This is a genomic window from Sphingobium cupriresistens (genome assembly GCF_004152865.1).
Lineage (GTDB): Bacteria > Pseudomonadota > Alphaproteobacteria > Sphingomonadales > Sphingomonadaceae > Sphingobium > Sphingobium cupriresistens.
The window spans coordinates 41407-55198 of record NZ_SEOO01000013.1; the positions used below are offsets into that span (position 1 = coordinate 41407).

Consider the following 13792-nt stretch of genomic DNA (forward strand, 5'->3'; position numbering starts at 1 on the left):
CGAAAAGGAAATCTGTGGGTAAAGCGCCTGCGCGTCATCCTTAACAGATTGCCAACCTGTTGCCGCTACCTTCGCCGCATCATGCGTCTCTCCACGATCACCAATTGGGCCTATGGGGCCACCGTCGCTCTCACTCTTTTTTCCGGCGTCACCATGTTGATGGCGTCGAGCGCGGAGGAGCGCGAGCGCGCTGCGGTGGCGCAGCGCGCGACCTTCGATCGCGCGACCGCCACGCTGGAGGAGGATGTCTATCGTTTGACCGAACAGGCCCGCGGCTTCGTGATTACCGGCGATCCCAGCCATCTGATCGCCTATCGCCGGGAAAAGGAGGCGCTGCGTTCCGTCGAGCAGCGCATTACCCATCTGCGCGACGTCGGCGCGGACGACGCCGAATTGACCGCCCTGCGCCAGGCGATGCACTGGGCCGACGCCCTGACCGAGGAGCAGGACGCCGCGATCCGCGCCGCTGAGGCCAACGACGACAGGACCGCCCGCACCATCCTGTTCGGCGACGAATATGGCCGGGAACTGGATCGGGTCGCGGCCCAGGTCGGCAAGTTCCAATATATGCTCGACCAGCGCACCGATCATGCGGTGGTGCGCGCGACCGACACGGCCCGGCAATGGCGGACCATGTCCGAAATCATGCTGGGCATGACGGCGCTGCTGTTTCTGTGCGTTCTTTATTTCGTGCTGAAACGGCGCATCCTGCGGCCGGTGGTGCGGCTGAGCGACGTCGTCACCCGCCTCGCCGCCCAGGATTATGACGCCATTCCGCCCGAATCCGCGCATGTCGATGAAATCGGCGACATGGCTCAGGCCGTCCGCATCTTCCGCGAAAACGGGCTGGAGCGGCAACGGCTGGAGAAGGAGCGCGACGCCGACCGTATGATGCGCGACCTGATCTCGCGCCTGACGCAACGGCTCCAGGGTTGCGACAATGTCAGCGACCTGGTCGATGTCGTGCGCCGCTTCGCCCCGGAGATCGCGCCCGATTTTCCGGGCCGGCTCTATATCCACGACAATCGCCGCAACGCCATGACCCAGGCCTGCGACTGGCTGGCCCCGGCTTATTCGCGCGGCGAATTTCCGCCCTCGGCCTGCTGGGCGCTGCGGCGCGGTCAGACCCACCGACCGATCGGCGAGATGGTGGACATACCGTGTGAGCATTTGGGCGAGCATCTCGGCGTGATGGAAAGCCTCAGCAGCATCTGCATCCCGCTCGCCGCGCAGGGCGAAAGTATCGGGATGCTCTATTATGAAGAACCGACGGACAGCAGCGCCGATCATCTGGAACGCACCGGTCAATATCTGGATATGCTGGCCGAAAATATCGGCTTGGCGCTCGCCAATCTGCGCCTGCGCGACGCGCTGCGGGACATGGCGATGGCCGATGCGCTGACCGGCCTGCCCAACCGGCGCCAGTTCGACGCCATGCTCCAGACGTTGGTGCAGGACGCCGATCGCCACGGCGCGCCGCTGGCCTGCCTGATGGTCGATATCGACCATTTCAAGCGATTCAACGACAGCTATGGCCATGATGCGGGCGACGCCGTGCTGCGCGCCGTGGGCAATGTGCTGGGCGACTCGCTGCGCGAACATGGCCACGCCTTCCGTCTGGGCGGCGAAGAGTTCGTCATTTTGATGCCAGGCTTCACCCTGGATCAGGCGCTGGGCCGCGCGATGCAGATTCAACGCCGCATCCAGGATTTGCGCCTGGGCCATAATGGCAAGGAACTGGGACCGATCACGGCCTCTTTCGGCCTGTCCGCCTTCCCCGATCATGGACGGCCCGACCGGCTGCTTCAGACCGCAGACGCCGCGCTGCTGCGCGCTAAGACGGAAGGTCGGGACCGCATCCTGGTCGCGACCGTCCGAGACGGGGCTTCAGTGGCGGCCTAGGCGCCTTGCAACACGCCTTCATGCAGCCGCACCACCCGGTCCATCTTCTGCGCCAGCCGCTCATTATGCGTCGCCACGAGCGCGGCGGACCCTTCGCCCCGCACCAGCCGCAGAAATTCCGACAGCACGACGTCCGCCGTCCGCTCGTCCAGATTGCCGGTCGGCTCATCCGCCAGCACCAGCGCCGGGCGGTTGGCCAGCGCGCGCGCGACAGCGACGCGCTGCTGTTCGCCCCCGGACAGCTGGCTCGGCCGATGGTCGAGACGATGGCCCAGCCCCAGCGCCGTCAGCAGCGATTCCGCCCGCGCCTTCGCCGCCGGCATCTCGACGTCGCGGATCACCTGCGGCAGGATGACATTCTCGGTCGCGTTGAAATCGGGCAACAGATGATGGAACTGATAGACGAAGCCCAGCGCATCGCGGCGCAATCGGGTGCGGCCGTCATTGTCCAGCTTCGCCGCTTCTTCGCCGTCGATGCGGATCGATCCGTCGAACCCGCCCTCCAGCAGCCCCACCGCCTGCAACAGCGTCGATTTGCCCGAACCGGACGGCCCTAGCAGCGCGACGATCTCGCCCGGCCCTACGGTCAGGTCAATGCCCCGCAACACGTCGATGGTGACGCCGCCCTGGGTGAAGCTGCGCGCAAGGCCCGTGACCTTCAGTATATCATTCATAACGCAGCACCTGGACAGGATCGGTATTGGCGGCCTTGAAGGCCGGATAGAGCGTGGCGAGGAAACTGAACACCAGCGCCATGATGCAAATCACCGCAATCTCCACCGGATCGGGCTGCGATGGCAGTTCGGTCAGGAATCGGATCGAGGGGTCCCACAGATTCTGCCCCGTCACGAACTGGATCGCATTGACCAGGCTTTGGCGGAAGAAGAGGAAAGTGAAGCCCAATATCATGCCAGCCACCATGCCCAGCGTGCCGATGGTGACGCCCACGGTCATGAAAATCTTGACCAGCCCCACCCGGCTCGCCCCCATCGTCCGCAAAATCGCGATGTCGCGGGTTTTGGCGCGCACCAGCATGATGAGCGAGGAGAGGATGTTGAACACCGCCACCAGCACGATGATCGACAGCACGACGAACATCGCCACCCGCTCCACCGCCAGCGCCTCGAACAGCGATGCGTTCATCTGCCGCCAATCGGTGATGGCCGCGCGGCCGGCGACCTTGCCCGCCAGCGGCTCCAATATCTGGCCCACCTTGTCGGGATCGATCGTTTCGACCTCAATCATGCTGACGACGTCGCCCAGCAGCAGCAGCGTCTGGGCGTCCTCCACCGGCATGACCACCATCGCCTTGTCATAATCATAGATGCCGACTTCGAAGATCGCCGACACCTGATAGCCGACCTGCCGCGGCACCGTGCCGAACGGCGTCGATCGCCCCGCCGGATTGATGATGGTCAGGCTGTCGCCCAGCTGGATGCCCAGATTTTCGGCCAGCCGCGATCCGATGCCGATCTTGCCGCCATTGGCGACCAGATTGTCCAGGCTACCGGCCAGAACCTTGCCCTTGAGCGTCTTGTTGGCGCGAATGTCGGGTACGGTCATGCCCCGCACCAGCACCGCCTCCACCCGGCCGTTGAACGTCGCGAGCAGCGGCTGTTCGATCATCGGCGTGGCGCTGGTGACGCCGGGGGTCGCCTTCGCCTGTTTCAGCACGGACTGCCAGTCGGGCAGGCGCCCGCCATAGCCCTGCACGACGGCATGGCCGTTCAGGCCGACGATCTTGTCGAACAGTTCGGCGCGGAAGCCGTTCATGACGCTCATGACGATGATGAGCGCGGCGACACCCAGCATGACGGCGGCCAGGCTGATGCCGGCGACCAGGAAGATGAACCCCTCCCCCTTGCCTGGCAGCAGGTAGCGCTTGGCGATCATGCGTTCGTAACGGGATAGAATCATGTGGCGCGAACGGCCCCTTGCAGGATGGTCTGCCTGACGCTCTAGGCATGGAGCCTGACAACGGCAAGCATTGCCCGATTGTTGCATCGTGGCCACAGCGACGAACGGAAAATAGCACGGCCCGGATTTTGGCCGTGACTCAGGCCCCCGGCGGTCATAGCAAGACAGTCGAAGCACAGGTGAATGGCCGTGGTTCAGGGATACTGCATCCCGTTTCGAGCTTAGGGGGCTGAGAAGCGGTTGAGGCAGGCCAAGGGGGAGACGAGCAATCGTCCATTAAACACCCGGATCGTGAAAACACGATCCGGGTGTTTTTTATTGCGCCTTATCGCCATCACAACTTGCTTATTCGAACGGGCCGTAATTGTTATGGCGGGTTACCGTCCAGGCAACTTGTCCCTTGGCCTGAATAGGGCGTCGCCGATCGGCAATTCGGAAAAATGTCGTTGAACCCGGCATAAACTCAGAAGAGTGTCGTATTTTGCTCGCCCACCCCGATTGTCGGAGCACAGCAAATATCGCAGGATACCACCCACAGAATCAAGTAAGCCACCTGAAATTGGGGTTCAAATGCATCATTTCCTTATTGTCCATGCGAAAAATGTCGATGCCCGCAACAGGCTTCTTGATCGATTGAAAATGGGTGTCGATCATCTGGTTCCTTACGTGCCGGCCAGAAAAAAAATATTGTCCCTATCCGACAATGCCTTTTTCGCATCGACGGAAAGTCACGATTTCCTGGGGCTAGGTGAAAAAAGCGTCGTTAGGGATGGTAATCTCGCGGCATTTGACGGGTACTGCGCTCTCAAAAACCACAACCAGAAGAGTGTCGATTACATATATGATCTCTTCCGGCAACACAGGGCCTTTACGGTAAACGATCATATCGACGGCGAACTATGCGCAGCCAGCTATGATTTCAACACTGGAACATTGAGTATTTTATCTGACTTCACTGGTCTACGACCCATATATTTTATTGAAGATGATAATTATTTTGCGGCGTCGAACCGACAGATGTTTCTCAATCCCTTGCTCACGCCGACGGCGAAACTGGAAATTGATTTTTCACAGATTGCAGACCTTCTGGGTAAGGGCAACAAGTTCACGGACCGCTCCTTCCTAAAAGGCGTGCGATTGTTGCGGCCGGGATTTGCAGGCGTATTCACACCTGGAAAGGGTTTCGAAACGCGGCGGTCCGGGGAGCCTATATTCACCGCACGGGGCGAACCGTCACGGGCCGACTATATTCGTTCGGTTTCCGAACTCGTCAATAATTTCGACACATTATCCAGAATGCCAGGCTTACAAGATCAGCCGATCCGGATATCGCTGACTGGCGGTGAAGATTCACGTCTGGTTCTGGCGGCGGCACTGGAAAGCAGCGTTGCCGATCGTATTGAAACCTTCACATATGGCTTCGCCGACAATCCTGATATTGCGGCCGCCGAAATGGTGGCGCAAAAGGCGGGGGTTCCCCACGTAAAGAATATTCACACACCCCCCACCTCAGTCTCGGAACGGCCCTTAGACAAAATTTGGGACGATTTGCGCCGCCACGCTTTTCGCTTCGAAGGGGCGCCGGGCGCATGGGACGGCGGAGCAGCAACGGCGACCCAGGTCCGCCTCGATCTGGTGGGCTATTTCGATTCCTATTTCAAACGGGTTCGCCCCTCCAACGCATTGATCGATGTCGTGTCCCGCGATGTTGCTCGTGCGTTTATGAAAGAGCCTCAGCAAGATTTTGACCCTATGGGAATTTTGCAGCCGTCTGCCATTGCCGCAGATGAGGCTTTTTGTGACAATTGGCTCGAAACGGTGCTGGATGAAGGCGCCGAGCTGAATGACATTCCTGAACTGTTTTATTTCGATTTCCGCTTGCCATGGTGGGGCGGGGCCATGGCGGCGAATGTCGGCTCTCTGTGTCGAATTGCGCCTTTAGCGTCCAAATTCGCTTCGCGTACAGGTTTGAAGCAAAGCCTGGTCGACCGGCGCGAGCGTAAATTCATTTTTGAAGCCATGCTAACCCTGCGGCCGGACCTGCTTGAACTACCCTATCTGAACAAGAAATGGCCTGACCATTTCCAAGCTCGATCAGCGAGGGTGAAATTGCCAGGAACCGAGCTGCGGCTGCCGACACCCAAGCATCCGTCTGCCCCATCATGGCACATCACTCTGGCCAAACGCGGCGGCAGCCATATCCGCGATTATATCCGATCCCACGATTTCAGCGGGCTGGAGGAAATGGTCGATATCGATCGACTGATGTTGTTTTTGGAGGATGCAAGCCGCGTAAACAATACGCCTATAGTAAGAACGATCGTCAACCTATGCGAAATTCTCGTTCTGGCGGCTGGGGACCAGGTTCGTTCACCGGACAAAATCGCAAATTCGCGAATAAATGCGCCGGACTTGATCACAAATATTCCGAATTTTTCTGACACCCCGATGACAATCCCGGTTGAGGTTCGCACGCCCGGACTACAAGCTCGCAACTTTGACATCGCATTTCCTAAAGAAAAATTGCGCAATGTGCGGATCGACCCTGCGTCAAAGCCTTCAAATCTCGTCCTGCACAGCATGATGTTACGCCGGCAGGATGGAACGGTCGCGACACTGGAACTCGCCAAACTGCAAACCAATGGCGAGTTGGCCATGGTGGCGCGCCCGGATGGTGGCGTGGACCTGCGCGCGTCGGGCCAGGATCCTCATATTTATCTGCCAAAGGGTACGGATTTATCGGACATAGCAGGGTGTATCTTCAAACTGTCTCTGCCTCCTTCTGGCGGAAATCTAGAGATTTTCTTCGATTATGGAAACGGATTTACGCGAGAAGGCATGGTGGGCATCGCTTATTAGGCACTACCGCCCTGACTGCCAGCGGACCCGAAAGCGCGACGCTGCCCGCTCCGATCATTGATCCGTTGAAAGCCAGTCCGCTGCTTCGCCCCTATTCGCCAACGTGAAATTTCTCATCCTGAACGTCATGGTGACGCGATAAATCCCGCGCCGCATCCATCTTGAAACCGCATTCAGGACGACCATATCCAACCTGTCCGGTCGCCTCCATGGGGCCGGGCGTTCTACCACCGGACGCCTATATCAGGGTTCGGTTCGTTCATTTTGCTCTTTGGGAGATTATGAAATGCGTGCTTTTGACCTGACCCCCTATCGCCGCTCCACCGTCGGCTTCGATCGTCTGTTCGACCTGATCGAAAACAACGCCCGGCTTGCCCAGGGCGATAATTACCCGCCCTTCAACATCGAACGCCTGTCGGAGGATCGCTATCGCGTCACCCTGGCCGTCGCCGGTTTCCGCCCGGACGAAATCGACATCACCGCTCAGCAGAATCTGCTCCAGGTGATCGGTCGCAAGGACGACGCCTCGCCGGCGGACCGCTCCAAATTCCTGCATGTCGGCATCGCCAACCGCAGCTTTGAGCGCCGCTTCGAACTCGCCGATTTCGTGCGCGTCGAAAAGGCCGACCTGGCCGACGGCCTGTTGATCGTCGAACTGGTCCGCGAAGTGCCCGAAGCGATGAAGCCCAAGAAGATCGCCGTCAATGGCGGTCAGTTGGTGGACATCAACGCCAAGGACCGCGACGCCGCCTGATCCCGGCATCGACGCGAAACGAAGGGCGCGACCGCAAGGCCGCGCCCTTTCCTGTCACCACATCGATAAAGCAGCCCAACCGAATGTTATCCTTGGATCAGGATGACCAGGAAATGTCGCGCGGATCAAAGGAAAGATCGCAACCGTCACCGGGTTATTCCTATATCTCGACCTGGCTACCCAGTTCGACGACGCGGTTGGTGGGCAAGCGGAAAAACTCCATCGCGCTTTCCGCATTGCGCAACATCCAGGCGAAAATCTTCTCCCGCCACAGCGGCATCCCCGGCTTGGCCGATGGCAACAGCGTCTGGCGGGCGAGGAAGAAGCTGGTGTCCATCATCTTGAACGCCTGTCCGCAACCGGTGACATTTTTCAGCGCGGCGGGAACGTCGGGTTCCTGCATGAAGCCATATTGCAGCACCATGCGGAAGAAACCCCGGCCCAGATCCTCCAGCTTGCACCGGCCGTCATCCTCAACCACCGGCACGTCCCTGATCTTGACGGTCAGCAATATGACCCGCTCATGCAGCACCTTATTGTGCTTGAGGTTATGGAGCAGCGCATGGGGCACGCCATCGGGCGTCGATGTCATGAACACCGCCGTACCGGGCACCCGCACCGCGCTGTTGGCGGCGGAGGCGACGAAGACCGGGATCGGCATCGCCGCTTCGCGCAACCGATCCTGCACCAGGCGGCGGCCACGCGACCAGGTGGTCAGCAAGGTGAAGACGATGAAGCCGATCAACAGCGGGAACCAGCCGCCATCCGGCACCTTGGTCAGGTTGGCCGCCAGATAGGCGCCATCCACCAGATAGAAAATGGTGAGCAGCGGCGCGGCATAATACCATTTCCAGTGCCACAGACGATAAAGCACCACCGTCAGCAGCACATTGTCGATGAACATCGCGCCCGTCACCGCGATGCCATAGGCGGCGGTCAGGTTGGACGATGTCTGGAACGTCAGCACCAGCAGGATCACCATCATCATCAACCCCCAGTTGATGAGGGGGATGTAAATCTGGCCCGCGGTCGACGCGCTGGTATGTTCGATCCGCAGGCGGGGCATGAACCCCAGTTGGATCGCCTGTTGCGTCACGGAAAAGGCGCCGGAAATCACCGCCTGCGACGCGATGATGGCGGCCAGCGTCGCCAACACGATCAGCGGCAATTGCCCCCATTGCGGCGCCAGATTGTAGAAGGGGCTGTGCAGCGCCGCGGCGCCCTCGCGGAATAGCAATGCGCCCTGCCCCATATAGTTCAGCATCAACGCGGGCAGCACGAAGGCAAGCCAGGACACGCGGATCGGATTGCGGCCGAAATGACCCATATCGGCGTAGAGCGCCTCGGCCCCCGTCACCGCCAGCACGACCGACCCCAGCGCCAGAAAGGCCGGCATCGGATCGGTGACGAAGAACATCACCGCCCAATAAGGATTGAAGGCATAGAGGATGCCTGGCGTCTTGATGATCGAGAGAACGCCCAGCGCCGCGATCGTCAGGAAATAGAGCAGCATGATCGGGCCGAAAAAGGCTGCGACCTTGTTGGTGCCCAGCCCCTGAATCCAGAACAGACCGACCAGGATGACCACCGCCACCGGCAGGATCACGGGCGCCAGGTCTGGACTATAGACGGCAAGCCCCTCCACCGCCGACAGCACCGACACCGCCGGCGTGATCATCGAGTCGCCGTAGAAGAGCGCGGTGGCGAATACGCCCAGCAACACGATGCCGCGCGACCAGCGCTGCGTCTTGGTCTGGCCGTTGATCAGCGCCAGCAACGCCAGGCTGCCGCCCTCGCCCTTATTGTCCGCACGCATGATGATGCTGACATATTTCAGCGTCACCACCAGCATCATCGACCAGAACATCAGGCTGATGACGCCCAATATATGATCAGGATCGAGCGTGAGCGTATGATGCCCGGCGAAGGTTTCGCGGAAGGCGTAGAGCGGGCTGGTGCCGATGTCGCCGAACACGATGCCGATCGCGCCGACCACCAGTTTCAGCGTGGCCTTTTGCCGCGCATGACCATGCCCCCCCTGCTCCTCGTCATGGGAAGCCGGGGCGGTATTCGGAAGGAGGTCAGCCATGAAGGATCATGCTCGTATCGACACCCATAGGGGGGCAACGGCGGAATAGTCCGCTTGTCCCCTGTAAACCGCCGCGCCCTATCATGGCTCCGGAAGGCGCGCAATGCGAACGCTGCGCTGCATCATGGCGCCGCCGGGCCGCCTGCATCCAGCATCGAGTCGATACGCGCGATATTGGCCTCCAGTTCCGCCCTGACCTTGCTGCCGGGCGGCGCGCTCGCGGCCAACGGCGCCCATAGGTCGCGGGCGGGCTGCAACTGGCCGTTGCGGGCCAGGGCCAGGCCGTAGAAATAGCGGGGCGCCGGCCCTTCCGGATCCAGCGTCAGCGCACGGCGATAGGCGAAGTCCGCACCGGGCGACACCACGCCGTCGGCATGGGCGACCAATGCATTGCCCAGGCCCAGCCACAGATTGGGATCGTCGGGGGTCGCGCGCAGGCCTGACAGCAGGATATTGGCCGCTTCCCGCGTCTTGCCCTGCCGACCCAGGCCATCGGATAGCATCAGCCATTGGCCAGCCGGGCCGTAGCGTTCGGCCATCCCGCGGCGCTGTTCGGCCAGCTTCTCGTCAAATTTGTCGCCCGCGCTCTCCCGGCTGGCGCGCGGGGCGCCCGCCAGCCCCGGATTGCCCTGCCATGCATAGCCGGCCAGGCCCAGCAGCAGCGCCGCCGCGCTGATCTCCCGCGCCGATCGGGGAATGCGGCCGATCAGGAGCAAGGCGATAAATCCGGCGGCGGCGAGGCCGAAGGCGATGAACCAGCCGGTCATGCCCGCTTCCTCTGCTTGATCCGTCCGCGCAGCAACATCAGGCCAAGGCCCAGCAGCAGCACTGGCGCGGCCCAGAGCGGCCAGAGGATCGGCGCAGCGGTGGGTTCATAGCTGACCCAGTCGCCATAGCGGGCGATCAGCCAGCTTCGGATCGCTTCGGGCTGCTCGCCCGCCATGATCCGTTCGCGAATCTGCGATCGCATGTCGCCCGCCATGCTGGCCCCCGAATCGGCGATCGACTGGCTTTGGCAAGTGAGGCAGCGGATGGTTTCCATCAACGCCTTCGCCTTGCGCTCCAGCGCCGGGTCGGCGATCTGCCGGTCGGCATAGGGGGCGGGCGGCAATGCGGTCTGGGCGCTGAGAGGCGTGACGAACAGCATAAGCAGGAAAAGGAGGATCAGCCTCATTGCGCGGCCCTCAGTTTCTCAAGGATCATCGGCACGTCGTCGGCGCGGATGTCGCCGATATGCTGATGGGCGATCCGCCCCTTGCCATCGATCACGAAGGTTTCCGGCACGCCCGACGATCCCAGCGCCATCTGCACCGCGCTGCGGGCGTCGAGGCCGATGCGGGCATAGGGGTTGCCGTAGCGCTTCAAGAAAGCGTCCACGTCCGGCCGAGCATCGCGGATGGCGATGGCGTCGATCTGCGCCCCGGCTTTCTGGAGCGCTTCAAGCTGCGGCGCTTCGGCGGCGCAGGGTACGCACCAACTGGCGAAGATGTTGAGCAGCCGCGGCTTGCCGGTGGCGAGTTGGCCGCTGGACAGCGCCGGACGGTCGCTCGCCGCCGCAGGCAGGCTGAAGACCGGCAGGGGTTGGCCGACCAGGCGGGAATGGATCACGCGGTCGTCGGGCTTGAACAAGCCGCTGGCGAACAGGCCGATAAAGCCCAGGAACAGCGCCAACGGCAACCAGATCAGCAGCCTCCTCATAGCCGCGCCTCCCGCGCCCGCCATTTCAGCAGCCAGCCGCGCCGTTCGCGACCGACCAGCGCCAGCGCGCCTCCCAGCGCGATCATGATGCCGCCCAGCCAGATCAGCGTGACGAACGGCTTCCACCAGATGCGCAGCTGCCAACGGCCGCCCTCCACCTCTTCACCCAGCACGACATAGAGCTGGCCATCCCAGCGGGTCAGCAAGGCCGCCTCGCTGGTGCTGGTCGGGGGCGAGGCGAAGAAGCGCGATTGCGGGCGGATCAGCACCGAAGAGCCGCCGCGGCTGGCGTCCATATCCGCCTGCAACGCGGTCCAATTGTCGCCCGCGATTGGTATGATCTGACGCAAGCGCAGCGACCATCCGGCGGTCTGGATCATGTCGCCGGGACGGGCGGCCACCAGCTTTTCGACCGTGAAGGCCGAATCGCAGGCCATGCCGGCCAGGCTGACTGCGCAGCCCAGATGGGCGACGACCATGCCATAGGTGAAGAGCGGCGTGCGCAACAGCTTGCGCTTCCACAGCGGCGCGAGGCTGCCCACGCCGACCGCGACCGCGATGACCAGGCCCAGGAAGGGCAAGATGCCGATGCGGCCCCAGGCGAAAAGAGACAGGGAGATGGACACCAGTAGCGCGATGCACAACGGGATCAGCAATCGTTTTCCAACAGCCCGCGCCTGATCCTTGCGCCAGCGGGTGAGCGGCCCGGCCGCCATCGCCACCATCAGCGCCAGCGCGATCGGCCCGGCGATCCGGTCGAAATAGGGCGCGCCAACCGACACTTTATGGCCAAAGGCTTCAGTCATCAGCGGATAGAGGGTGCCGATCAGGACCAGACCCAATATGACCGTCAGCAGCAGATTATTGACCACCAACATGGTTTCGCGACTGACCAGTTCGAACGGCGCGCCTTCCCGCACCGATCCGATCCGCCAGCCGAACAGCGCCAGTGCGCCGCCGATATAAAGGGCGAGCAGGCCCAGGATGAAGCTGCCCCGCGTCGGGTCGACGGCGAAGGCGTGGACGCTGGTCAGAATGCCGGAGCGCACCAGGAAAGTGCCGACCATCGACATGGAGAAGGCGACCACCGCCAGCATCACCGTCCAGGCGCGCAGGGCGTCGCGCGTGGCCAACACCGTGACGCTGTGGAGCAACGCCGTCGCCGCGAGCCAGGGCATCAACGATGCGTTCTCCACCGGATCCCAGAACCACCAACCGCCCCAGCCCAGTTCATAATAGGCCCAATAGCTGCCCGCGGTGATACCGAGCGTCAACAGCACCCAGGCCGCCAGCACCCATGGCCGCATCGCACGGGCGAAGGCGGCGTCGACCTGCCGCGTCAGCAGCGCGCCAATGGCGAATGAAAAGGCGACCGACAGGCCGACATAGCCGAGATAAAGCGTGGGCGGATGGAAGGCGAGGCCGGGGTCTTGCAGCAGCGGGTTCAGTCCCTGCCCGTCCGCCGGCGCCGGATCGATCCGGGCGAAGGGATTGGAGGAGAAGAGGAGAAAGGCGTAGAAACCCAGTGAAATCGCCGCCTGTCCGCCCAGCGTCGCCATATGGGCGTTCCGCTGCAACGCGCGCTCGAACAGGGCGACGGCGGCGCCCGCCACGCCCATCACCGTCACCCATAGCAGCATCGAGCCTTCATGATTGCCCCAGGTGCCAGCGAATTTATAGAGCCAGGGCTTCATCGAATGGCTGTTGGTGACGACCAGTAGCACCGACATGTCTGAGCGCATGAACAACGTGATGAGCGCCGCGAACGCGATGGCGGTCAGCACGCCCTGCGCCACGGCGGCGGGACGGACGGCGGCCAGCAGGTCGGGCTTGCCGCCCTTGAGGCCCGCGAAGGCCAGAACGAGTTGGAGCAGCGCCAGCGACGCGGCGAGCCAGAGCGCGGCGAGGCCGGTTTCCGCGATCATGGGCGGTGCCCCTCGACTATACATCCGGCATGACGGGCTGCGTGGAACTGCCTCACCGTTCCGCCTTCATCTCATGCGTGCTCTCATTATAGCTCATGCCTTCCAGTTCGCGGGGCATGTAGCGTTCGTCATGCTTGGCGAGCAGGTTGGTGGCGACGAAGCTGCCCTTCGCATCGAACGATCCTTCCGCCACGACGCCGCTGCCTTCCTTGAACAGGTCTGGCGCAATGCCGCTGAAGGTCGCCGGGACGGTCGCCTTGCCGTCGGTCACGTCGAACCGGATGGTAACGCCGTCGGCCGCGCGCTTCAGGCTGTTCTTGACCACCATGCCGCCCAGCCGGATCGCCTTGCCCGGCTCGACACCCTTCGTCTTGACGTCATGCGGTGCGTAGAAATAGGCCGCCTCGTCCTTGAGCGCCGACGCCGCGAGCAGCCCTGCCCCCACCAGCGCCACCAGCGCCGCAAGCGCCAGTATCAATCGTTGATGTTTCGCCTTCATGCCCCGACCTTCATGTCCGGTCCGACAGGTGATCGGCGCGCGTTTCCGCGCTGCGCATCGCCCGCCAACTGACGACACTGACGATCGCCGTGCCCGCCAGCGTCACCGTATAGGCGGCGATCACGAAAGCCCATTGGTTCATCGCACTA

General features: G+C 62.1%; 12 protein-coding genes. 3 read left to right on the top strand and 9 right to left on the bottom strand.

Features of this window, described 5'->3' with window-relative positions:
* Nucleotides 1-81: 81 nt before the first annotated feature.
* Complete coding sequence (locus EWH12_RS09575) at nt 82-1902, top strand: diguanylate cyclase (protein ID WP_129926420.1); 1821 nt, start codon at nt 82-84, stop codon at nt 1900-1902.
* Here the strand turns inward: EWH12_RS09575 and EWH12_RS09580 are convergent.
* Both EWH12_RS09580 and EWH12_RS09585 read right to left on the bottom strand, forming a co-directional pair.
* Nucleotides 1899-2576: an ABC transporter ATP-binding protein gene (locus EWH12_RS09580; RefSeq protein WP_066601534.1), complete on the bottom strand. Its 678-nt coding sequence runs from the start codon at nt 2574-2576 to the stop codon at nt 1899-1901. The two genes, EWH12_RS09575 and EWH12_RS09580, sit on opposite strands and share 4 nt — an antisense overlap.
* Nucleotides 2569-3819: a lipoprotein-releasing ABC transporter permease subunit gene (locus EWH12_RS09585; RefSeq protein WP_129926421.1), complete on the bottom strand. Its 1251-nt coding sequence runs from the start codon at nt 3817-3819 to the stop codon at nt 2569-2571. The genes EWH12_RS09580 and EWH12_RS09585 overlap by 8 nt, the downstream gene beginning before the upstream one ends.
* 570 nt (nt 3820-4389) lie before the next feature.
* Between EWH12_RS09585 and EWH12_RS09590 the strand changes: the two genes are divergently transcribed.
* Together EWH12_RS09590 and EWH12_RS09595 are read left to right on the top strand one after the other, a co-directional pair.
* On the top strand, nt 4390-6678 hold the full coding sequence (locus EWH12_RS09590; RefSeq protein WP_129926422.1) for an asparagine synthase-related protein: 2289 nt from the start codon (nt 4390-4392) through the stop codon (nt 6676-6678).
* Between the two features lie 286 nt (nt 6679-6964).
* Entirely contained in the window at nt 6965-7432 is a 468-nt protein-coding gene (locus tag EWH12_RS09595; RefSeq protein ID WP_066601523.1) for an Hsp20 family protein, read from the top strand.
* A gap of 160 nt (nt 7433-7592) precedes the next feature.
* Here the strand turns inward: EWH12_RS09595 and EWH12_RS09600 are convergent, their stop codons facing one another.
* From EWH12_RS09600 to EWH12_RS22895, 7 genes are all read right to left on the bottom strand, one after another.
* Nucleotides 7593-9521 carry a potassium transporter Kup gene (locus tag EWH12_RS09600; protein WP_066601522.1) on the bottom strand — a complete coding sequence of 643 codons (1929 nt, stop codon included), beginning with the start codon at nt 9519-9521 and terminating at the stop codon, nt 7593-7595.
* 122 nt (nt 9522-9643) lie between these two features.
* Complete coding sequence (locus EWH12_RS09605) at nt 9644-10288, bottom strand: tetratricopeptide repeat protein (protein ID WP_066601520.1); 645 nt, start codon at nt 10286-10288, stop codon at nt 9644-9646.
* Nucleotides 10285-10695, bottom strand: a complete 411-nt coding sequence (locus EWH12_RS09610) for a cytochrome c-type biogenesis protein (RefSeq protein WP_129926423.1) — start codon at nt 10693-10695, stop codon at nt 10285-10287. The genes EWH12_RS09605 and EWH12_RS09610 overlap by 4 nt, the downstream gene beginning before the upstream one ends.
* Complete coding sequence (locus EWH12_RS09615) at nt 10692-11219, bottom strand: redoxin family protein (protein ID WP_207212383.1); 528 nt, start codon at nt 11217-11219, stop codon at nt 10692-10694. The genes EWH12_RS09610 and EWH12_RS09615 overlap by 4 nt, the downstream gene beginning before the upstream one ends.
* Nucleotides 11216-13144, bottom strand: a complete 1929-nt coding sequence (locus EWH12_RS09620) for a heme lyase CcmF/NrfE family subunit (protein WP_066601512.1) — start codon at nt 13142-13144, stop codon at nt 11216-11218. Before EWH12_RS09620 ends, EWH12_RS09615 begins: the two co-directional genes overlap by 4 nt.
* 52 nt (nt 13145-13196) lie before the next feature.
* A complete protein-coding gene (ccmE, locus tag EWH12_RS09625) occupies nt 13197-13643 on the bottom strand; it encodes a cytochrome c maturation protein CcmE (RefSeq protein ID WP_129926425.1) in 447 nt (148 codons plus the stop codon).
* Between the two features lie 10 nt (nt 13644-13653).
* Nucleotides 13654-13785: a hypothetical protein gene (locus EWH12_RS22895; protein ID WP_269076428.1), complete on the bottom strand. Its 132-nt coding sequence runs from the start codon at nt 13783-13785 to the stop codon at nt 13654-13656.
* Nucleotides 13786-13792: the final 7 nt, after the last annotated feature.

Coding starts and splice junctions, on each gene's coding strand:
- EWH12_RS09575 (WP_129926420.1), top strand. CDS start 82: ATGCGTCTCTCCACGATCACCAATTGGGCCTATGGGGCCACCGTCGCT.
- EWH12_RS09580 (WP_066601534.1), bottom strand. CDS start 2,576: ATGAATGATATACTGAAGGTCACGGGCCTTGCGCGCAGCTTCACCCAG.
- EWH12_RS09585 (WP_129926421.1), bottom strand. CDS start 3,819: ATGATTCTATCCCGTTACGAACGCATGATCGCCAAGCGCTACCTGCTG.
- EWH12_RS09590 (WP_129926422.1), top strand. CDS start 4,390: ATGCATCATTTCCTTATTGTCCATGCGAAAAATGTCGATGCCCGCAAC.
- EWH12_RS09595 (WP_066601523.1), top strand. CDS start 6,965: ATGCGTGCTTTTGACCTGACCCCCTATCGCCGCTCCACCGTCGGCTTC.
- EWH12_RS09600 (WP_066601522.1), bottom strand. CDS start 9,521: ATGGCTGACCTCCTTCCGAATACCGCCCCGGCTTCCCATGACGAGGAG.
- EWH12_RS09605 (WP_066601520.1), bottom strand. CDS start 10,288: ATGACCGGCTGGTTCATCGCCTTCGGCCTCGCCGCCGCCGGATTTATC.
- EWH12_RS09610 (WP_129926423.1), bottom strand. CDS start 10,695: ATGAGGCTGATCCTCCTTTTCCTGCTTATGCTGTTCGTCACGCCTCTC.
- EWH12_RS09615 (WP_207212383.1), bottom strand. CDS start 11,219: ATGAGGAGGCTGCTGATCTGGTTGCCGTTGGCGCTGTTCCTGGGCTTT.
- EWH12_RS09620 (WP_066601512.1), bottom strand. CDS start 13,144: ATGATCGCGGAAACCGGCCTCGCCGCGCTCTGGCTCGCCGCGTCGCTG.
- ccmE (WP_129926425.1), bottom strand. CDS start 13,643: ATGAAGGCGAAACATCAACGATTGATACTGGCGCTTGCGGCGCTGGTG.
- EWH12_RS22895 (WP_269076428.1), bottom strand. CDS start 13,785: ATGAACCAATGGGCTTTCGTGATCGCCGCCTATACGGTGACGCTGGCG.